The sequence below is a fragment of the Bacillus timonensis genome (assembly GCF_000285535.1).
Taxonomy (GTDB): Bacteria; Bacillota; Bacilli; order Bacillales; family Bacillaceae_L; genus Ferdinandcohnia; species Ferdinandcohnia timonensis.
The window spans coordinates 273,748-294,870 of sequence record NZ_HE610989.1; the positions used below are offsets into that span (position 1 = coordinate 273,748).

Genomic DNA, 21,123 nt, shown 5'->3' on the forward strand with positions numbered 1-21,123 from the left:
ATAATGACTATCAATATAATTCGTAAAGGCAATGATTAGGACCAGTAAGTCATGCAATGGCGAAAAGAGAGTGAGATCCATCGGCTGAAAGATCTCATAGCCCACTTCTTGATTGAACCTACCTATGAGCTGTTAGGAAAACCTAACCGTCCACCCACGATACGGGTTCGAGTGGAACATCGAAAATTTGTTATTTTGAAGATGTTAAGTAAGGTGGTACCGCGGATAGTAGACCTATTCCGTCCTTTTTTAAGGATGGAATAGGTCTTTTGATTTTTATTAACGGAGGGATAGTTATGGAAATAAAACAAAATATCGTGTTTGTTGGAGCCGGCTCAATGGCGGAGGCAATGATTTCTGGAATGCTACAAAAGGAGCTTTTTTTGCCCAGACAAATTTCTGTAATGAATCACTCCAATCAGGAACGATTAAAAAATCTAAATAAATCCTATGGAGTAACTACTACTCAAAACAAACAGGAGGCAATTAAAAATGCCGGAATCATTATCCTTGCGATAAAACCAAAAGACGTTGCAGAAGCAGTTTTAGCAATTAAAAACGAAGTGAATGAAAACCAATTGATAATTTCAGTTTTAGCTGGAGTAGCGACAACAACCATTACCGACTTACTAAACAAAGAAGTTCCAATTGTGCGTGCTATGCCGAACACATCGGCAACTATTGGAAAATCAGCCACAGCGCTTGCCGTTGGAATGTACGCAAACGAAAACCATCTTATGATTGCACGTCAATTATTTGAAACAATTGGAATCGTCACAACCGTTGCTGAAAAAGACCTTCATGCAGTAACAGGTCTTTCAGGAAGTGGTCCTGCATATGTATATTATTTAGTTGAAGCGATGGAAAAGGCAGCAGATGATATTGGTCTAGAAAAAGAAATTGCCAAAGAATTAATCCTTCAAACGATTATTGGTGCAGCAGAAATGCTAAAAAGTTCACCGAAACAACCAGCTACATTACGAAAAGAAGTAACAAGTCCAGGTGGTACGACCGAGGCAGGAATAAAAGTGTTAGAGCAATTTAACTACCAACAAGCCATTGTATCCTGTATCAAACGTGCTACCATTCGCTCCGCCGAACTTGGGGAAGCAATGCTTCAAACCGTTTCGGAAGGAAAGTAACGTCGATTTTTATCAAAACATGTGGAATCTTACCGCATCCAAAAAAGTGGTGTACATAGGTATGATTCCACTTCTTTTTTTGGTAAAATCTAAGTGAGAATATTATTTAGATAACCGAAATATTTCATAATGGGGAGGTTCTATGAGCACACCGCTTATTAAAGAAACACCACCACAATTATGTACGACCAAGGAAAAAATTTGGACCCGCGATTTTACCCTAATTTGCATTTCAAACTTTTTCATTTTTCTCGGCTTTCAAATGACATTGCCCACGATTCCACTTTTTGTTGAACATCTTGGAGGAAATGATCAACTCATTGGATTAGTCGTAGGAATTTTCACTTTTTCCGCACTACTCATCAGACCATTCGCCGGCCATCAATTAGAAAAAAAAGGACGACGCTTCGTTTATTTACTCGGCCTTGCCATCTTCGTATTATCTGTTGGTTCCTATGGATTCATCTCAAGCATATTCTTTTTATTTATGTTTCGAATGATTCAAGGAATCGGCTGGGGCTTTTCAACTACGGCCTCGGGAACCATCGCAACAGACTTAATCCCTGCCAAGAGACGTGGTGAAGGAATGGGCTATTTTGGTCTATTTGGTAATATCGCCCTTGCTTTTGGACCCTCTTTAGGTCTTACACTTGCTGGTACAATATCGTTTACAAAGCTCTTTTCTATTTGTGCCATTCTCGGTTTAGTAGCACTCATTCTATCATCTAGAATCCATTACAAAAAGCAAGAACCAGTACAAGAAAACCCTAGAAAATGGGATTTTTATGAAAAGACAGCCCTCCCTCCTTCCATTCTATTATTCTTTATCACAGTTACATTTGGAGGAATTGCAGCTTTTTTACCTTTATATACTGTTCAAAAGGGTATCCAAGGAATTGAATGGTACTTTCTTTTATTTGCAGTCGCCTTAATGATTACCCGTACATTTGCCGGCCGAATTTATGATACAAAGGGCCATCGAGCAATATTCGCACCTGGAGCTTTTTCAATTGTTGTAGCTATGATTCTATTAGCATGGTTACCTAATAGTCTTGTGCTTTACATAGCAGCTTTTCTTTATGGACTTGGTTTCGGTGCCCTACAGCCTGCTTTACAGGCATGGGCTGTGCAAACGGCTCCCGCACATCGAAGAGGGATGGCAAATGCAACCTTCTTTTCTTCTTTTGATTTAGGCGTTGGGATAGGTGCGATAACTTTTGGTCAAATTGCTCACCTTTTAGGGTATCATTCAATCTACATTGCCTCAGCCTTCTCTGTACTCATTTCCATTTTGCTTTATTTTACATGGATTGGAAAAAACAAAACCTAGAAATAAGGGGGACCAGTCCCCCCTTTTCGTATTTCGACTTAAAATCCCTTATCGATTCGAAGAAATTTGGATAGAATGTATTACAAGGAAGGGGGTATATGTTATGAGGAGATTCCTTCTATTTATTTCATTTCTATTTTTCTTATACGCTGGTTGGACAGTTTTAGATAAACTTGCAGCCAAAACTGATAATCAATCAGTTTTAAATACTATCACATCTGAATTCGAAAAAGTTTCCGATTCTAAAGAACTTGCAACTATAAAAGATAAATTAAATGAAGGCATACAATATATCACGACTTTGCTACAAACGTTAGAGGATACAGCTCCGGAAAATTCGATAATTGACCAAAAAAGTAGTAAAAAACCAGAATTACATGTACCGAGTGAACAGGCCTTCTCCATTCACAATATTGAGCTTGGGGAAAGCAAACAAAAGGTTGAAACAAAGCTAGGCTCTCCAAAAAGGGCATCATTAAACGAATATGGAACGGACTGGTATACGTATCATGAAAACTATCACAACTTTGTAATGGTCGCTTATGACTCCGAAAATAAAGTTGTCGGCTTGTATACAAACCAGGATCTTATTTCCTCAACAGTAGGAGTCAAACGTGGGACACCAAAACAAGATGCACTTAATCTACTTGGTGAACCCATGACACGAATCCAAAAAGGTTTTGTTTACTATGAATTTCAACAGGATCGGGATTATGATGTTTTCCACATAGATAATACGTATGTCACCCTTTTTTATGATAAACATCAAAATAACACAGTAACTTCCATTCAAATTGTTTCAGAAGCACTTGAACAAAACAGGGCCGATTTTTACACGGATGCAAGTGACCAGTTGAAGGAAGGTTTTGAATATCAGTTATTTGATTTAACAAATGCTTCCAGAGTTAATCATGGATTAGGTGTTCTTAGTTGGGATAATCATGTAAAGGAAACAGCTCGAAAGCATAGTTTGGACATGGCGGAAAACGATTATTTTAGTCATACTAATTTACAAGGGTTGTCCCCATTTGACCGGATGCTTGAAGATGAAATTTTATTTACCATTGCTGGAGAAAATCTAGCATATGGACAATTTAGCAGTATTTTTGCTCACGAAGGCTTGATGAACTCAATGGGGCATCGGGAAAACATATTAAAAAAAGAATATAAATATTTAGGTGTTGGGGTTGCCTTCAATACGGAGTCTCACCCCTATTACACGGAAAACTTTTATACAAAATAATTCCATTTCACCTATATACCTCACAATTTTTGGTTAACCTACCAAAGAGGTGATTTTGTGAAACTGGTACGATTTTTATTATTGTTAGGCCTTCTCATCGGTTTTCACAGTGTAACGCTTGCCGGGCAAACCGATGTTGAGTATGGCCCCTTTACAATTGTACAAAAGGAGTATGTAGATTTAGACGGTGATGGAAAAAAGGACATCATTGAATTATATGCGCGAAAAAATCAATATAACCTCGCGAATGAATGGACTTTAAAAATAAACGGGGAACAAGTAGGAACCTATCATAATAAACAGGATCTATATCAACTTGCAGACATGCAGTTTGCAGATATCCTCCAAAACGGAAAACAGGATATTCTCCTTTATTTTCGCTCTGTCGGGAGTGGTGGCATTACTGGGTTAAATGTACTAAGCTATACCGGTAAAAAAGTTGAGGAAATCTTTACAGACCCAAATTCATCAGGTTGGTTTGATGAAGCAAAAAAGCGTTTTTCAATGAAATACATTGGCGATTATCAAGTTGAATTTATTGATAAACAAACAGCAATGGAAGCGATTATTCCATTATCAGAGGAACGTTACAGCGATTTTCCAGATAAAGAAGAATTGCAAAAACGACTCCAAGAAATCGAGACATGGATTGATCCAGCATCCGGATACCGTTTCGATAAATTAACAAAAATGAAACCCCAAGAAATCGTAGCAATTCAAGCTATTTCCGGAATTGCCCATTATGATGTGATAGCCTATTTCGAAACAAGATATGTTTTTGATAAACAAATGCAAAAATACGTACCGTCAAAAGTAGCTCTCATCAGTACAGAAACGGGTAAAAAGTTAGCTGAAAAACAAATTAATTAATACCAAGCGTCGACGAATGAGTCGATGCTTTTTGTATGATATAATATCTAGACAATCGAAATACATAGGAGGTACAATTTCATGGGATCAGCTTTATTTTCGCCATTTACAATTAAAAATGTTACCTTAAAAAATAGAATTGTCATGTCACCAATGTGTATGTATTCCAGTCATAATGAGGATGGCATGCTTCAGGATTGGCATTATACCCACTATGTTAGCCGCGCTGTTGGTCAAGTGGGGCTCATCATGGTAGAAGCAACCGCTGTAACTCCACAAGGGAGAATATCTCCACAGGATTTAGGAATTTGGAGTGATGAGCATGTGCCTGGTTTTAAAAAGCTTGTTGACATGATAAAAGCTCATGGAGCCAAAACATCTATCCAAATAGCCCATGCAGGTCGAAAAGCAGAAGTTGAAGGAGATATTGTGGCCCCTTCAGCGCTTGCATTTAACGAAAGATATAAAACACCAAAAGAACTAACTGTTAGTGAGATTAAAGAAATTATTGAGGCATTCAAGGCTGGAGCAAGACGTGCAAAAGTTGCTGGCTTTGATATTATTGAAATCCACGGTGCACACGGATACTTAATTAATGAGTTCTTATCTCCACTTTCCAATAAACGTGAGGATGAATATGGAGGAAGTGCAGAAAATCGTTACCGGTTCCTTTACGAAGTGATTGAAGCAGTAAAAGAAGAATGGGACGGCCCATTATTTGTTCGAGTTTCAGCCAATGATTATACGGAAGGCGGTTTAACCCCTGCTGATTATGTAGAATATGCAAAACGTATGAAAGAGCAAGGTGTAGACTTAATCGATGTTAGCTCTGGAGCAGTTGTACCGGCTAAAATTGATGCATACCCAGGCTATCAGGTTGGATTTGCGGACAAAATTCGCAATGAAGCAAATATCCCAACCGGCGCTGTTGGATTACTTACAAAAGCAGTTCAAGCTGAAGAAATTTTAAAAAACAACCGTGCTGATTTAATATTCATCGCCCGTGAACTATTACGCGATCCATATTGGCCAAGAACAGCAGCAAAAGAACTGGGCGTTTCCATAGAAAGCCCAAAACAATACGAACGCGGTTGGCTTTAATTTTCATATATTTAACATCAAAGGCACTTTCCACGTGGAAAGTGCCTTTGTTTATATCATGAGAAGATCACGGATATCCTCTTCGGTAAGCATTGTTTTTTCCTCAGAATCAATAATATCTTCTATGAGGTTCCGTTTCTTTTCTTGTAGTTCATTCATTTTTTCTTCAATAGTGCCGCGGGAGAAGAGTTTAATCACTTGAACAACCTTTTTCTGACCGATTCGATGCGCTCGGTCTGCAGCCTGTTCCTCAACCGCCGGATTCCACCAGAGATCATATAGAATAACGGTATCAGCACCTGTCAAATTTAGGCCTGTCCCTCCAGCTTTTAAGGAAATTAAAAACAGCTCCCTCTCTCCAGCATTATAACGTTGACATAATTCCACTCTCTCGCTTGCTGGTGTTTGACCGTCTAGGTAAAAAAAGGTATGCCCTCTATTAGAAAGTTCCCTTCCAATCAATTCAAGCATTTTCGTAAATTGCGAGAAAATCAAAACTCTCCTACCAGACAATCTGGATTCTTCTATGATGTGCAGAAGTTGCTCAAATTTCGCAGAACTTCCCTTATAACCATCTACAAACAAGGCAGGATGACAACAAATTTGCCTTAAACGTGTCAATCCGGCAAGAATTCGTATTCGATTTTTTCTGATGGTATCCTTATCAAGATGCTTTAATGTATCATGGCGGAGTTTTGCTAAATAAGCAGCATAAAGCTTCTTTTGTTCAGGTAGTAACTCTGATGACTCAAGTATCTCGATTTTCTCAGGTAGCTCCGCAAGAACGTCTTCTTTTACGCGACGAAGCAAAAATGGACGAACCCTTCTCGCGATGTCTTTCCTTGAAAGATGGCTATATTCCTTTAAGCCCTTAAAAAGTTGTGGAAAGACGACATGATAAATGGACCAGAGCTCCTCAATTGAATTTTCAACCGGGGTTCCTGTTAAACCAAAACGATGATCAGCTTTTATTTTTTTAACAGCTCTGGCTGTTTGGGTAACGGGATTTTTAAATGCTTGTGCCTCATCGAAGAAGACGGTATGAAATGTTTTTTCTTCATACCATTTAATATCACGTCTTACTAACGGATAGGAAGTAATAAGAACATCCATGTCTTTGCTCTCTTTTTGGAGCTCTTTCCGTTCAGATTTATTGCCATCAATCACAATTGCTTGAAGCTCAGGAGCAAATTTCAATATTTCATGTAACCAGTTATATGTTAACGAAGATGGGCAGACGATAAGAACAGGAAGCTTTTTTTCTCGAATATTGGAAAGCTCAGAAACAATAAAAGCAATGCTTTGGACGGTTTTTCCTAGCCCCATATCATCAGCAAGAACGCCACCAAATCCGTAGCTTGCAAGAGTCTTCATCCATTTAAAGCCATGTTTTTGATATTCTCGTAAAATTAATTCAAAATGCTCTGGAATTTCAGTACTCAAGTTACTAGGATTTCGAATTGAGTCAAGAAATTGGCGGAACGATGCCTCAGCTTTATATATCTGACTATCTTCAATTGAATCTAAAACGGGAAGCGCCTCAATCAACGGCATATTTAAAGTCGTTTCAAAATCATCATCTTGAATGGGAGCAGCTTTTAAAAACCGCTGAATTTCTTCCATTTCCCTCGTTTCGAGAGAAAGGAGGGAATCATTTTTCAAACGGTAATATTTTCGTCTTTCTTCAAGTGCAGATAAAATTTCGCGAATCTCTGTGTCCGCAATTCCCTTCATTTCAAATTTAAATTCTAACCAATTGGTACGTTCTTTTTTTATTTTAACTCTAATTTTCGGATAATCATTTTTCCGAGTGATGCGATTTCGAATAGCTGTTGTAGCATAAATCTGACAAAGTGGTTGTAGTTCCGGGACTTTATGATGCAAAAACTCATATTCGAGCTCCTCATTATGCATATAATATCCGCCCTCTGTCTTAGAAAAACCACTTTCATCCATGATTCGTAAAATTTCATCTTCTTTTTCGATATCTCTAACTACCATTGGTCCTGTTGGAGGATCGCGATTCTCTAATGGTTGAATGATGATATTTTCATAGTGAAATTCAATTCCTGCTAACAGCTTATGTCTCAGGCGATCCAAATAAAGTTTTGCAACAAGAGGTGTTTTCATAAACTCTCTTGATATCGTCTGAGACATATGAACAACGCCAATCTTTTTCAGGCTGGGCACAATTTTTTTTAGAAAAAAATGAGACTGCTCTTTTGGAATTGGAATATAATCTGCACCAGGACTAGCAAGCATTTGCTTTAGTTCTAATAATCGATTACAATCCTCTTCTTCCAATTGAAAAAGGCGTCCTCCACTTAACACAGTATGATAGGGTTTTAAAATGATCGTTTTCGTAAAGCCTTGAATCACTAAATGATAGTCACTCTCTTCTCCCTCTTCAAAAGAAAAATGCAGGGGCGGTGGTTCTCCAACAATCTCGAGTCCTTTATAAATATGACCGTTACTTTCTAGAAAAACGGTTTGGCATTTTGAAAATTGAGGAACAAGCCCTCCCCAGGAAGACGGTGGAATCAGCAGTAGCTCACGGGAATTTTTAAAATCCGAATATGTAGGAATCATATTCAGAAAAACCTTTTCATCTTGAATGACTTTATTCAATTGGTGGAGAAGGATATCCACTTCCTGTAAAAAACAGTGAAGTTTTGGGTCATAGGTAAATTGTGAAGAAACCTTACTTTGCTTCCCACGTTTTATATCCACAAGAAAGGCTCGAATATCCTGTAATTGATACTGTTCAATTTCTATTTCCACGCCAAATAACGTCTGCTCATTTGAAACCTTAACAGGCTTACAAGTAAACTGGACCTCAAGTACTTCCCTTTTTTCAAAATGCAGTTGATGACCACTTGAACGTATCGGACGTTCGGAAAAAAGCGTCAAGAAATCATTTGTTAATCTTCCACTATTGGAGTTTTTCGTTTCATAGAAATCAGCTGGTACCTGCTTTTGCTGTTCATGTATCGCAATTAAAACTGCCGCTATATGCTGGCAATCCTTATCGAAATTTGCAAGTGTCGGACAAGTACATGTAGCCTCGATCTTTCCGTTGGTTTTTTTTCAATACGAACGTAAAAATCTTCTCCACCCTTAACTGTAGCCACACATTTGTCAGGTCCAAAGTCTGTAAATGTCACCTTATTTGTCCGATAAAAAGCGTCCCCTCTTTTGAAGGAGACGGTACCACACATGTCTTTAATCATTTTATGATTAATTTTAATATCCATGGGTTTCGCTCCTTCGTCTCATAGGGTGTTATTCTTGATTAAATCCTTGTTTTTTCACAAATTCCTTCATATACATTCGTTTTGGATTTTCTAGCATATTTGCCATCTGACCCGTCCATGTATCTGTGCGTTTTCCTTTTGTACGTTGAGTGTAATATTCAGAAATGGTTTCATTGTAAGTTGCTAACCCTTGTTTAAATAAGCCCTCATCTTGTTGATATCCCTCTTCATGATAAATATGTTCAAATGGCAGACGTGGTTTTTTATCAGGCGTTTGTGACGGGTAGCCTACAGCAATTCCGAAAAGTGGAATTACAAATTTAGGAATATTTAAAATTTCACAAACCTCATCTAGGTTATTGCGCAAGCCACCAATATAGCAAGCACCTAATCCCAACGATTCTGCAGCAAGTACAGCATTTTGAGCAGCTAAGGCAGCGTCAATAGTTGCAACCATAAACTTCTCCGTACTCTTCAAAGAGGTTGATAGGTCTTTCTCTTCTAATTGGCTAATCACATTGTGACGATGTAAATCACCGCAAAAAATAAAGAAATGTCCATTTTCTGCGACATAGGTTTGATTGCCAGCAATCTCAGAAAGTTTTTGTTTTTTCACTGGATCCTTAATGCCAATAATGGAATAAGCCTGAATAAAGCTGGAAGTTGAAGCTGCTTGGGCACATTCCACAATTGTACGGATTTGTTCATCTGTTAATAATTTCTCTTCAAATTTACGAATCGAACGATGATTCATGATTGTTTCAATTACTGAATTCATTGCTATGTATCCTCCAATCTAGTTGACTTTTTACGGTATCACTTTGACTTTATTTCAAACCTAAAGAAATCATTTGCTATATATGTATGTTTAAACATCTGCTGAGCCTCTTCAAGGAGCTCCCGACTATCATCTCCTTGATACCTCGAACTAATATGTGTCAAAATTAAATTTTTCACACTAGCCAATTTTGCTACTTCAGCTGCTTGTGTCGTTGTCGAATGAAAATAATCATGAGCCAAATCTGCTTCTTTTGAACGAAAGGTTGCTTCATGAATTAACAAATCCGCATCTTTTGCAAGTTCAATACTTTCTTTTACATAACGAGTGTCACCTAAAATTGTAGCAATACGTCCTTTTTTAGGAGCACCAATATATTCTTTACCATTTAAGTGACGACCATCCTCAAGGACGACGGTCTGACCTTCTTTAATTTTTTGATAGATGGGGCCAGGCTTGATACCTTCTTTAGATAATTTATCAACCAATAAAGTTCCAGGCAGATCTTTTTCAACAATACGATACCCAAACGATTGAATCCCATGATCAAGTTCCTTTGCAATAACGCAAAATTGATCATCCTCAAAAATCACTCCCTCTTCGATTTCAACCACTTCAAGCGGATATCGAATATGAGTCGTACTTACCGTTAATGAAGTTTCAATAAATGCTTTGATACCCTTAGGACCATAGACAGTCAATAAGGATTTGCCCCCCTGAAATGAGCGACTTCCTAAAAAGCCCGGTAAACCAAAGATATGGTCCCCGTGTAAATGGGTAATAAAGACTTTTTCTATTTTTCCGGGCTTAATCGATGTATATAGAATTTGATGTTGTGTTGCCTCTCCGCAATCAAACAACCACGAGGCTCTACGTTCATCAAGCAATTGTAAGGCAATTGAAGTGACATTCCGTTCTTTTGCAGGCACCCCTGCACCGGTTCCTAAAAATACGACTTCCACTTGAGAAATCCTCCAATTTTTTCGATGAAATTTTTTAGATTTGTTCTTTACCTACTATATCATATTCACCCATTTGTTCACTAGACAAGCACACTCGTTACTTCAAATCGTTTTTCGAATATCTATCCCTGGGTTAAGGAATACTTTAAAAAGGTATTAAAAAATTCAAACGAATTAGTTGATTTACTAAACAAAAAAGTATAAATTTAATAGATATTACTAATGCGTGAAAAAGTGAGGTATTAAAATGACAAATACAGCACCAAAATCAATCGTAATTATTTTTGGAGCCACGGGCGATTTGGCAAATCGAAAGCTTTATCCTTCTATTTATAATCTTTATACAAAAGGTAAACTTTCAGAAGATTTTGCCGTTATTGGGGTTGCAAGACGTCCATTAAAAAACGAAGAATTCCAACAAAACGTTAGAAATTCTGTAGCAGGAAGATTTGAAGAACAACGAGAGGATATCGAGAAGTTCTCAAAACATTTTTACTACCATCCATTTAATGTGAACGACACAGCTTCTTATAGAGAATTAAAAGTTCTTGCAGAGGAATTAGATTCTACATACAACACTGGCGGAAATAGAATTTTTTATTTAGCTATGGCTCCGGAGTTTTTCGGAACAATTGCTGTTAATTTAAAATCAGAAGGATTAACCTCAACAGAGGGTTATACAAGACTGGTCATTGAAAAACCTTTTGGTCATAACCTCCCTTCTGCAAAACAACTAAATGAACAGCTTCGACATGCCTTTTCAGAGGATGAAATTTACCGAATTGATCATTATTTAGGTAAGGAAATGGTTCAAAATATTGAGGTTATCCGTTTTGCAAATGCCATATTCGAACCACTTTGGAATAACCGTTACATATCAAATATCCAGGTAACATCAAGTGAGGTACTAGGGGTAGAAGATCGTGGTGGTTATTATGAAAAATCAGGTGCTCTCCGCGATATGGTTCAAAACCATATGCTTCAAATGGTTGCCCTATTAGCCATGGAACCACCAATCAAATTAAATACCGACGAGATTCGTAGTGAAAAAATAAGGGTATTACGTTCCCTTCGTCCATTGAACGAAGAAGGTGTGAAAAAGAACTTTGTTAGGGGACAATATGATGCAGGTTCAATAAACGGAAAACAGGTCCCTGGATACCGTGAAGAAGAAAATGTTGATCCTCAGTCAAATACTGCCACATTTGTTGCTGGTAGACTTTTAATTGACAATTTCAGATGGGCGGGTGTTCCATTCTACATCCGTACAGGAAAGAGAATGAAGGAAAAATCGACTAAAATTGTTGTTCAATTCAAAGACATTCCAATGGATTTGTATTATAAAGAGGAAAATGAGAGTCAAAATCCTAACTTGCTTGTTATTAATATCCAACCAGATGAAGGTATCACACTCTATTTAAATGCAAAGAGACCTGGCCAAAATACGATGACATTACCTGTGAAGCTAGATTATTGTAATAACTGTATTGATGGTATTAACACTCCTGAAGCCTATGAAAAGCTTATTTTTGACTGTATGATGGGCGATACAACGAACTTTGCACACTGGGATGAGGTTGCTCTATCATGGCGTTATGTTGACTCTATTTCAAAAGTTTGGGAAAGCCAAATTGCTACTGAGTTTCCAAACTATCCATCCGGCTCTAACGGTCCAAAGGCATCTGATGAATTACTGGCAGCTGACGGTTTCCATTGGTGGCCAGTTGAAGACTAAGTAATACTAAGACCCCTTTTCAAAAGAATTGGGGTCTTTGTTATGGTTGAATGAGGGTTTAATCGCTTAAAAAATCCTTTTCGAAACTAGTTCCATGTTCATTATTCCTCGGCTTTTTATCCTTAGGAAGCTTTATTCCATTTGATACAATTTCATTTCCGTACTTCCCTTTTAATTCATCAATAACCTTTAATAAAGGTTCCTTTTTCGCTTCCTTTTCATAGGAAAAGAGATCAAGTTGTTTAAATGCCTCATGTTTCTCAACTAATTCTTGTGCCGTCACACCTAATAATCGGATTGGTTCGCCATTCCAATGTTTTTTCCACAAGTGCTTTGCAGCCTGAAAAATCTCTACATCCTGGTCAATCGGATTCTCAAGTTTCCGACTTCTTGTGACCGTTTTTCGATCAGCAAACCGAATCATTAACTGAATATTATTTGACAGCATTTCTTTCCTTCTTATTCGTCCCCCAACAGAGTTTGACAGTCTTTTTATGACACCAAGAAGCTCTTCCTCATCCGTAGAATCATATGGTAAAGTTGTTGAATTCCCAATGCTTTTGAACTCAGATATAGCATCAGGGTCAACTGGTCGATTGTCAATTCCATTAGCTCTCTGTTTAATCCTCTCACCATTAATTCCTAATAAACTCTTTAATTGAACATCATTGCCTTTGGCAAGATCACCGATTGTATGAATATTTATCGTGGCTAATTTCTCAGCAGTTCTTGATCCAACGCCATGCATTTCTCCAACAGGCATCGGCCAAAGAATGGTTGGTACATCCCGCTTTCGCAACACAGTAATTCCTAATGGTTTTTTCATATCTGATCCCATTTTGGCTAGAAACTTATTTGGGGCAATTCCGATACTACAAGGAAGGAGAAGTTTTTTGCTTACTGTTTCTTGAATGGATCTTGCAATTTCAATCGGCGATCCCTTTTCATAACAGTCTGTTATATCAAGATAGCCTTCATCAATCGAAACAGGTTCGACCAAGTCTGTATACGAACGCAGGATATCAAACATTGCTAGTGATGCACTACGGTACCGTTCAAAATTCGGTTTACGGACGATAAGGTTTGGGCATTTGCGTTTTGCCTCCCATAAAGGCATCGTCGTTTTCACTCCAAAGGCACGAGCCTCATAGCTACAAGTGACAATAATACCTTTACGCTCCTCAACATTACCTGCAATTGCTAAAGGCTTTCCTTGTAGAGCAGGATCATAGGCCATTTCTACGGATGCATAGAAGCTATTCATATCCACATGTAAAATAACTCTTCCATTTTTCGGATACATTTCTTTCATGATTTGCACTTCCCGCTAACGAATGATTATCACTAGTTTATCATAGAAAAAACCACCTATTCTATTGGTGGCTTTGAATATGTTCCTCAATATCATCGAATCCTTCTAAACCATCAAACAGTTTTGACGGGTCTAATAAAGTAATCATTCTGTTCTCAAGTGTAACAACCCCAGTTATGTATGGAGAAAGCTGATAAGTTAAACTTAATTGTTTTAATTGATTAGTAGGGATATCAATTATTTCTTTGGCATCGTCAACAAGTAATCCGACTGATACAGTATCCGTTTTTGTGACGATTATCTTAGTTTTATCAGTATGATTTGTTGTTTTATTAAATAAAATCAACCCAGCATCTACAATTGGAATAAGTTCTTCACGGATAGTTAAAACGCCTAACATATAGGAAGGCATTAACGGAACCGCATTCAATTGCTGAGCTCTTTCTATAGAAATAACATTTAATACGGGTATTCCAAATTCTTCATTACTTGTTGAAAAAACAACGACTTTTTGGTCTTCCATTATACTTTCACCTCTATCTAGTAAAAACAATCTATGTTCTATCTCTATCATACTTTACCTGTTTTAGAAAGGAAACAATAAAAAATGAAACTCCGGGCTAACCGGAATTTCACTTTTGAATGGAACTTATTCTGCAACCTCTTCAATAATCGCAACAACTAGTTCAGCAGTTTTGACTAATTCTTCGATTGGCATTTTTTCGTTTGTTGTATGGATCTCTTCATAACCAACAGCAAGGTTTACTGTAGGGATGCCATGTCCTGCGATGACATTTGCATCACTGCCTCCACCACTTTGTTGGAGTTCACTTTGTCGTCCAATTCTAGCTGCTGCTCGTTTTGCAACCTCAACAACATGATCTCCGTCAGCAAATTTAAAACCAGGGTACATCACTGTAATTTCAACCTCTGCTCTTCCTCCCATAGCTGTAGCTACGGATTCAAAGGCGTCTTTCATTTTTTGAACTTGTTGTTCCATCTTTTCTGTTACTAATGAACGTGCTTCCGCTAAAATTTCTACATGGTCGCAGACAATATTTGTTTGTGTACCACCTTCGAATCGTCCAATATTGGCAGTTGTTTCTTCATCAATACGTCCTAATGGCATCTTAGAAATAGCTTTAGCAGCCATTGTGATTGCAGAAACACCTTTTTCAGGAGCAACACCTGCATGAGCAGTTTTCCCGATAATAGTCGCTTTTACCTTTGCTTGTGTAGGTGCGGCAACAATGATATTTCCAACCTTGCCATCACTATCAAGTGCATAGCCATATTTCGCAGTAATTAAGGAGCGGTCTAAAGCTTTTGCACCAAGTAACCCAGACTCCTCACCTACTGTAATAATAAATTCGATTTTACCGTGTGGAATTTCTTTTTCCTTTAATACGCGAATTGCTTCAAACATAGCAGCAAGTCCTGCTTTATCGTCTGCGCCTAAAATAGTTGTACCATCCGATACGATATAACCATCCTTAATGGAAGGCTTAATACCCTTTCCTGGAACAACTGTATCCATATGAGAGGTAAAATAAATCGTATCTACATCATTTTTTGTGCCTTCAAGGGTACATATTAAATTCCCTGCACCATGTCCAGTTTGACTTGTTGTGTCATCCTCGACAACATGTACGCCTAGCGCTGTGAATTTTTCTTTTAAGACCTTTGAAATTTCTGTTTCGAATTTTGTTTCTGAGTCTACTTGTACCAATTCTAAAAATTCATTGACAAGTCTTTCCTGATTAATCATATTATGTACCTCCAAAAGATGAATAGGTTAATGAAATTAGCCTATCATATTATCATGAAAAATCAAATTCTACGAACTATAATGGAATATTTCCATGCTTTTTATAAGGTCGAGATTCTTTTTTATTTCGAAGCATTTCTAGGGCCTGGATGATTTTGATTCTTGTTTCACGAGGATCGATGACATCGTCTACCATTCCTTGGCTTGCTGCTACATAAGGATTTGCAAATTTTTCACGATACTCTTCAATTTTTTGAGCACGTGTTCTTTCAGGGTCATCACTTTCATTGATTTCTCGTGCAAAAATAATGTTAGCTGCACCCTGAGGTCCCATTACCGCAATTTCTGCATTTGGCCATGCAAATACTAAATCAGCTCCAATTGATTTACTGTTTAGCGCAACATATGCTCCTCCATATGCCTTTCTAAGAATGACAGTTAGTTTAGGCACCGTAGCTTCTGAGTATGCATATAAAATCTTCGCACCATGTCGAATAATTCCTCCATGTTCCTGTTTTACACCAGGGAAGAAACCTGTGACATCCTCAAATGTTATGAGCGGAATATTAAATGAATCACAAAAGCGAATAAATCTAGATGCTTTATCTGATGAATCAATATCAAGCCCACCGGCCATATATTTAGGCTGATTACACACTAACCCAACAACCTCACCTTTTACTCTCGCAAATCCGACAACAATATTTTTCGCAAACTCCTTATGAACTTCCATGAAGGAATTTTGATCAACCACTTGCTCAATGACTTTTCGAACATCATATGGCCTTACCGCATCAAATGGGATGATATCTGTTAAATCTGGTCGATAATCATCGTTTTCCTCAACCTTAAGGATTGGTGGCTTTTCTTCATTGTTTTGCGGAAGATAACTTATTAGAGTTCGGACCTGCTGTAGTACCTCTTCTTCAGTTTCACCTGAAAAATGTGCGTTCCCACTAATCGAATTATGTACGTTTGCTCCACCTAGATTTTCTGAACTTATTTTTTCTCCTGTCACTGTTTCTATCACTTTTGGACCGGTTATAAACATCTGAGAGGTCTTTTCCACCATAAAGACAAAATCTGTAATTGCTGGAGAATAAACTGCCCCCCAGCACATGGTCCCATAATCACAGAGATTTGCGGAATAACCCCTGAATAGATTGCATTTCGATAGAAAATGTGACCATATCCATCAAGTGATACGACTCCCTCTTGAATTCTTGCCCCACCTGAATCATTTAAACCAATGAAAGGTGCGCCATTCTTAGCAGCTAAGTCCATCACATTCGCAATTTTTTTAGCATGCATTTCCCCTAGTGCTCCACCAAAAACGGTGAAATCCTGAGAAAATAAATAGACTGGTCTCCCATTGATCTTTCCGTAGCCTGTTACAACCCCATCACCCGGTCCTTTTTTATCTGCTAAACCAAAATCAATACTGCGATGTTCTATAAACGGATTTAACTCCACAAATGTACCTTCATCGAGCAATAAATGAATTCGTTCTCTTGCAGTTAATTTTCCTTTTTCATGCTGTTTATCAATCTTTTCGTCTCCGCCTCCTAATTCTACTTCACGTCGACGATCATATAGTTCATTTATTTTTTCATAGATATCAACCATTATTTCGCATCCCCCTTGCTTTGCTTCTCACAGAGTTCATATAGAACACTACCAGTTGACTTTGGGTGCATGAAAGCAATCTTCGCACCACCAGCACCAAACTTTGGTTCATCAGCAAGCATTCGAATCCCGTTTTCTTTGATTTCACGTATTCTTTCTTCGATAGATGAGGTACCTAAGGCAATGTGATGTATACCCTCACCACGTTTTTCTATAAACTTTGCAATCGGACTATCTGATGAAAGTGGCTCAAGTAACTCTAGTTTCGATTCACCTATTTTAATAAAGGCAACTCTTACCTTTTCAGAATCTACTTCTTCAATCCCTTCCAACTGTAAATTGAGAATAGTAGTGTAGAATGGAAGGGATTTTTCAATCGAAGAAACAGCAATTCCAATATGATCAATTTTGTTTATCATGTTTTCACTCCTCAAGCGAGCGCTCGCTCAAAAAAATTGTAAACGGTTACCAATAGTCGATTGGACAATTAAATATTGGTAAGCCTCCGGGAGATGCCACAGATTTTACCAGCAATCTCGAAAAATTCTTGAAGCAGATACGCCAAGGCGTATTTGATTTTTGTATATGACTATTGTAGCATGAACTCATCAAAAATTGTGTATTTTCAGTTTGCTTAAAATAATTACTTATTAGTTGTCCAACTACCGTTTTCAAGGTAAAATATGAAATAAATACGTAAGCAGAAGGGAGTAGTGACATGTCCCGTAAAACCCAAAAAGTCGTGGTATATTTAATGATTGCTACAATGCTAATTACTACCCTATTAGCAGGTATAAGTATGTGGTTCTAAAATTGAACACAACAAAAAGTGACCATCGTGGTCACTTTTTTTATACAAAAAAAGAATGACCGTACTGGTCATTCTTTTGCTTAGAGAACTTTCTCGAGAAAGTCTTGTGCACGTTTGCTATTTGGATTTGTGAAAAATTCATTTGGCGTCGTTTCTTCTACGATTACCCCATCGTCCATAAAGAGTACCTTGTCCGCTACTTCACGAGCAAAGCCCATTTCGTGCGTTACAATGAGCATTGTCATGCCTGTATGAGCTAACCCCTTCATAACATTTAGAACTTCTTTTACCATTTCAGGGTCAAGCGCTGAAGTAGGTTCATCAAATAGCATAATCTCTGGTTCCATTGCCAATGCTCTTGCAATCGCAACCCTTTGTTTTTGACCACCAGATAGGCGATTTGGATATTCATTTGCCTTCTCTGATAAGCCAACCTGTTTTAACAATTCCATAGCCTTGCTTTCAGCATCTTTCTTTGCAATCCCTTTTACCTTCATAGGTGCATATGTGAGATTTTGAAGAACCGTCTTATGTGGAAACAGATAAAAATGTTGAAACACCATTCCAATATGCTGACGGACGTTCGTTATATTCGTCTTAGGATTTGTAGTTTCATCTTCCCTAACCCAAATCTGCCCTTTTGTAGGTTTTTCAAGTAAATTTAAACATCTTAGAAATGTAGATTTTCCGGAGCCAGAAGGACCAATGATGGCTACAACTTCACCCTGTTTAAAGGTAGTCGTAATTCCTTTTAACACATCAAGTTTGCCAAAAGACTTATAAAGGCCTTCTACTTTAATATGATTGTTACTCACTACGACGCAGCCTCCTCTCTAGTCTTCCTCCAAGGAAAGTGAGGATCGTTACAATAATCCAGTATACTAGACCAGCAATTAGTAATGGTTCAAAATAGCGAAATGTATTCGCTCCTACAACTTGCGCACGTCTCATAATATCCAATAAGCCAATTGTACTTACAAGTGCAGATTCCTTAGTTAAAGTAACAAATTCATTTAAAAGTGCTGGTAAAATATTTTTAACCGCCTGAGGTAGGATAATATCAAACATCATTGGACGGTACGAGATTCCAAGTGCTTCTGCTGCTTCTTGTTGCCCTTTATCTACAGCTTGAATACCCGCTCTAATAATTTCAGAAATATACGCACCTGAGTTTAGTCCGAATGCCAATACCCCAGCTACAAACTTATCAATATCATATTGAAAAAGCTGTGGAACTGCAAAATAAATTAAGACCAGTTGTAGGATAAGTGGTGTTCCTCTAAAAATCGATGTATAAATATCCGCAAACCACTTTAAAAATGAAACCTTGCTAATTTTAAATACCGCTAATATTGTCCCAAGAATTAAACCTAAAATTGCCGATACTAATGCAAAGGATACCGTAATGCCGATACCTTCTAGTATAAACGGAATTGAAGGCACGATTCCGGAGAAATCAATATCCAAACCCATGCCTTACACCTCATTTCTACCAAAGATTATTTTATGCTTCTATTCTTCTATCCATTGTTTCTCTAGTTTTTCTAATTCGCCATTTTCTTTCATTTCTTCTAAAACTTTATTAAATTCCTCTGCTAACGCATCACCTTTTGCAAAAGCAATTGCCATACCTGGTGAAGCCTCAGTTGGGTCGTCGAATCCAGCTAGGTCTAGCTCTTCAATGAAGCCAACTGCAACAGTTTTATCTAAATATACAGCATCAATTCTTCCTGCTTTTAACTCTTGAATTAGTTCTGGAGCCTTATTTAACGCTGAGACTTCAATATTTTTTAGTGTTTCTTCTTTAATTTTTTTAGCTCCTTCTTCTTGAATGGAACCTAATTGAACTCCGATTGTTTTTCCGTCTAGATCTTCAAATGCTTTAATATCAGAGTCTTTCAATGTAACAAACATTTCACCTGATTTATGGTATTCCATTGAAAAATCAACACTTTTCTTTCTTTCTTCCGTGGCAGACATACCTGAAATGATAAAATCAAGACGTTCTGATTGTAATGCACTTATTAAACCACCGAAGTCCATATTTTCAACTTTCAGTTCATAACCGAGCTTGTCAGCAATTGCATTCGCTAAATCAATATCAAATCCAACATATTCACCTGTTGCTGCATCAATTGTTTCAAATGGTGGGAAGTCAGCAGATGTTCCCATTGTTAATACTTTTTTTGTTTCTGTTCCTTCCTCAGAGCCTTTTGCCTTGTCATCGCTTGTCCCACAAGCAGCTAAAAAGGCTATTGATAAAATAGTAAACAATGTTACTAGTAAAAACTTTTTCATTTTGTTTTCCCCCTATGTCGATTCTTATAATTATTCGATAGAATGTATTTTAACACATCTGCATAAATATACAATATGTTTTTTAAAAATAATAATTGATTAATAATTCTATTATTTTCTTAAAGAGAGCCATTTATTCTGTTCCCAAGGTATTTGAGGGTAAAAGTCATATATCATTTTAAAACAATAACTCACATTAATACTTTACTAATATAAACAATTAAAGTATAAAAGTGATTAAAAAATGATTAGCTTTGCATAACCACGTTAATTTTTTACGTCGGTCGGTCGGTCGGTCGCTCGCTTTCCGCGTGCATGGCTTTAAGAATAAGGTCAAAAAAAAAGAAGCCGAGTAGGCCTCTTATACTTCTTCACAATATTCTTCAAAGGAATCTTGTAGTTTGTTGATTACATCCATCGGCTCGTGTCCTTCTATATCATGGCGCTCAATCATTCTAACAATTTTCCCATCTTTCAATAATGCAAACGATGGTGAAGATGGTGGGTAACCTTCAAAATAGGATCTTGCTTTTTCTGTAGCAGCTTTATCTTGACCTGCAAAGACAGTGACTAGATGATCTGGTCGTTTATCGTAATGGATGGAATGCGCTGCAGCAGGTCTTGCAATTCCGCCTGCACAACCACAAACTGAGTTAACCATAACTAAAGTTGTTCCTTTACGGCTTAGTGCTTCTTCTACCTCTTCAGGTGTTTTTAATTCTTGATAACCAGCCTCTGAAATTTCTTTTCGAGCTGTTTGAACTATATCATTCATGAATAGATTGAAATCTATTTCCATTTTGTACACTCCTCTTCGAGAAAATAAATATCTTGCTTCTTTTATAATATCAATTTAGACCACATTTTTTCAAATGTAAGGTATTTGAATTAAC

The 21,123-nt window shown here is 37.5% G+C and carries 17 protein-coding genes, 2 pseudogenes and 1 other annotated feature; of the genes and pseudogenes, 7 read left to right on the plus strand and 12 right to left on the minus strand.

Annotated features, from left to right (window positions below):
• Positions 1-22: 22 nt before the first annotated feature.
• Positions 23-250 (plus strand) — a binding site (T-box leader).
• A 46-nt stretch (positions 251-296) separates the two neighbouring features.
• From proI to namA, 5 genes are all read left to right on the plus strand, one after another.
• Positions 297-1,142, plus strand: coding sequence for a pyrroline-5-carboxylate reductase ProI (gene proI / locus BTHG_RS21685; protein WP_010284480.1), 846 nt, complete (start codon positions 297-299; stop codon positions 1,140-1,142).
• 142 nt (positions 1,143-1,284) lie between these two features.
• Complete coding sequence (locus tag BTHG_RS21690) at positions 1,285-2,472, plus strand: MFS transporter (protein ID WP_010284483.1); 1,188 nt, start codon at positions 1,285-1,287, stop codon at positions 2,470-2,472.
• A 103-nt stretch (positions 2,473-2,575) separates the two neighbouring features.
• Positions 2,576-3,715: a CAP domain-containing protein gene (locus BTHG_RS21695; protein ID WP_010284487.1), complete on the plus strand. Its 1,140-nt coding sequence runs from the start codon at positions 2,576-2,578 to the stop codon at positions 3,713-3,715.
• Between the two features lie 57 nt (positions 3,716-3,772).
• The gene (locus tag BTHG_RS21700) at positions 3,773-4,585 is read left to right on the plus strand and encodes a hypothetical protein (protein ID WP_010284490.1); all 813 of its coding nucleotides are present in this window, start codon (positions 3,773-3,775) and stop codon (positions 4,583-4,585) included.
• An 81-nt stretch (positions 4,586-4,666) separates the two neighbouring features.
• Entirely contained in the window at positions 4,667-5,686 is a 1,020-nt protein-coding gene (gene namA / locus BTHG_RS21705; RefSeq protein WP_010284491.1) for an NADPH dehydrogenase NamA, read from the plus strand.
• A 51-nt stretch (positions 5,687-5,737) separates the two neighbouring features.
• Here the strand turns inward: namA and BTHG_RS25595 are convergent.
• From BTHG_RS25595 to rnz, 3 genes and pseudogenes are all read right to left on the minus strand, one after another.
• Positions 5,738-8,940 (minus strand): annotated as a pseudogene (locus BTHG_RS25595) (SNF2 helicase associated domain-containing protein).
• 28 nt (positions 8,941-8,968) lie between these two features.
• Positions 8,969-9,718, minus strand: a complete 750-nt coding sequence (gene nfsA / locus BTHG_RS21715) for an oxygen-insensitive NADPH nitroreductase (protein ID WP_010284494.1) — start codon at positions 9,716-9,718, stop codon at positions 8,969-8,971.
• 38 nt (positions 9,719-9,756) lie between these two features.
• A complete protein-coding gene (gene rnz, locus BTHG_RS21720; protein WP_010284502.1) occupies positions 9,757-10,680 on the minus strand; it encodes a ribonuclease Z in 924 nt (307 codons plus the stop codon).
• A 247-nt stretch (positions 10,681-10,927) separates the two neighbouring features.
• Here rnz and zwf point away from each other — a divergent pair, with 247 nt between their 5' ends.
• Positions 10,928-12,415 (plus strand): glucose-6-phosphate dehydrogenase, encoded by a 1,488-nt coding sequence (gene zwf, locus BTHG_RS21725; RefSeq protein ID WP_010284509.1) that lies wholly within the window; start codon positions 10,928-10,930, stop codon positions 12,413-12,415.
• A 58-nt stretch (positions 12,416-12,473) separates the two neighbouring features.
• Here zwf and BTHG_RS21730 read toward each other — a convergent pair whose 3' ends face one another.
• From BTHG_RS21730 to mce, 5 genes and pseudogenes are all read right to left on the minus strand, one after another.
• Positions 12,474-13,727 (minus strand): DNA polymerase IV, encoded by a 1,254-nt coding sequence (locus BTHG_RS21730; protein WP_010284512.1) that lies wholly within the window; start codon positions 13,725-13,727, stop codon positions 12,474-12,476.
• Positions 13,728-13,788: 61 nt separating this feature from the next.
• Complete coding sequence (locus tag BTHG_RS21735; RefSeq protein ID WP_010284515.1) at positions 13,789-14,250, minus strand: chemotaxis protein CheW; 462 nt, start codon at positions 14,248-14,250, stop codon at positions 13,789-13,791.
• A gap of 126 nt (positions 14,251-14,376) precedes the next feature.
• Complete coding sequence (locus BTHG_RS21740) at positions 14,377-15,495, minus strand: tripeptidase T (RefSeq protein ID WP_010284517.1); 1,119 nt, start codon at positions 15,493-15,495, stop codon at positions 14,377-14,379.
• A gap of 76 nt (positions 15,496-15,571) precedes the next feature.
• Positions 15,572-17,121: pseudogene (locus BTHG_RS25600) on the minus strand (acyl-CoA carboxylase subunit beta).
• Positions 17,121-17,540, minus strand: a complete 420-nt coding sequence (gene mce / locus BTHG_RS21750; RefSeq protein ID WP_010284518.1) for a methylmalonyl-CoA epimerase — start codon at positions 17,538-17,540, stop codon at positions 17,121-17,123. The pseudogene BTHG_RS25600 and the gene mce overlap by 1 nt, the downstream one beginning before the upstream one ends.
• 299 nt (positions 17,541-17,839) lie before the next feature.
• On the opposite strand from mce, the gene prli42 reads away from it, so the two are divergent.
• Positions 17,840-17,932, plus strand: a complete 93-nt coding sequence (gene prli42, locus BTHG_RS27740) for a stressosome-associated protein Prli42 (RefSeq protein WP_157256244.1) — start codon at positions 17,840-17,842, stop codon at positions 17,930-17,932.
• 80 nt (positions 17,933-18,012) lie between these two features.
• On the opposite strand, the gene BTHG_RS21755 is transcribed toward prli42, so the two are convergent.
• The 4 genes from BTHG_RS21755 to BTHG_RS21770 form a co-directional block, all read right to left on the minus strand.
• Positions 18,013-18,747 (minus strand): amino acid ABC transporter ATP-binding protein, encoded by a 735-nt coding sequence (locus BTHG_RS21755; RefSeq protein ID WP_010284521.1) that lies wholly within the window; start codon positions 18,745-18,747, stop codon positions 18,013-18,015.
• A complete protein-coding gene (locus BTHG_RS21760; RefSeq protein ID WP_010284522.1) occupies positions 18,740-19,399 on the minus strand; it encodes an amino acid ABC transporter permease in 660 nt (219 codons plus the stop codon). The genes BTHG_RS21755 and BTHG_RS21760 overlap by 8 nt, the downstream gene beginning before the upstream one ends.
• 45 nt (positions 19,400-19,444) lie before the next feature.
• Positions 19,445-20,230, minus strand: a complete 786-nt coding sequence (locus tag BTHG_RS21765) for a basic amino acid ABC transporter substrate-binding protein (RefSeq protein WP_010284523.1) — start codon at positions 20,228-20,230, stop codon at positions 19,445-19,447.
• 361 nt (positions 20,231-20,591) lie between these two features.
• Positions 20,592-21,029 carry a BrxA/BrxB family bacilliredoxin gene (locus tag BTHG_RS21770; protein ID WP_010284524.1) on the minus strand — a complete coding sequence of 146 codons (438 nt, stop codon included), beginning with the start codon at positions 21,027-21,029 and terminating at the stop codon, positions 20,592-20,594.
• Positions 21,030-21,123: the final 94 nt, after the last annotated feature.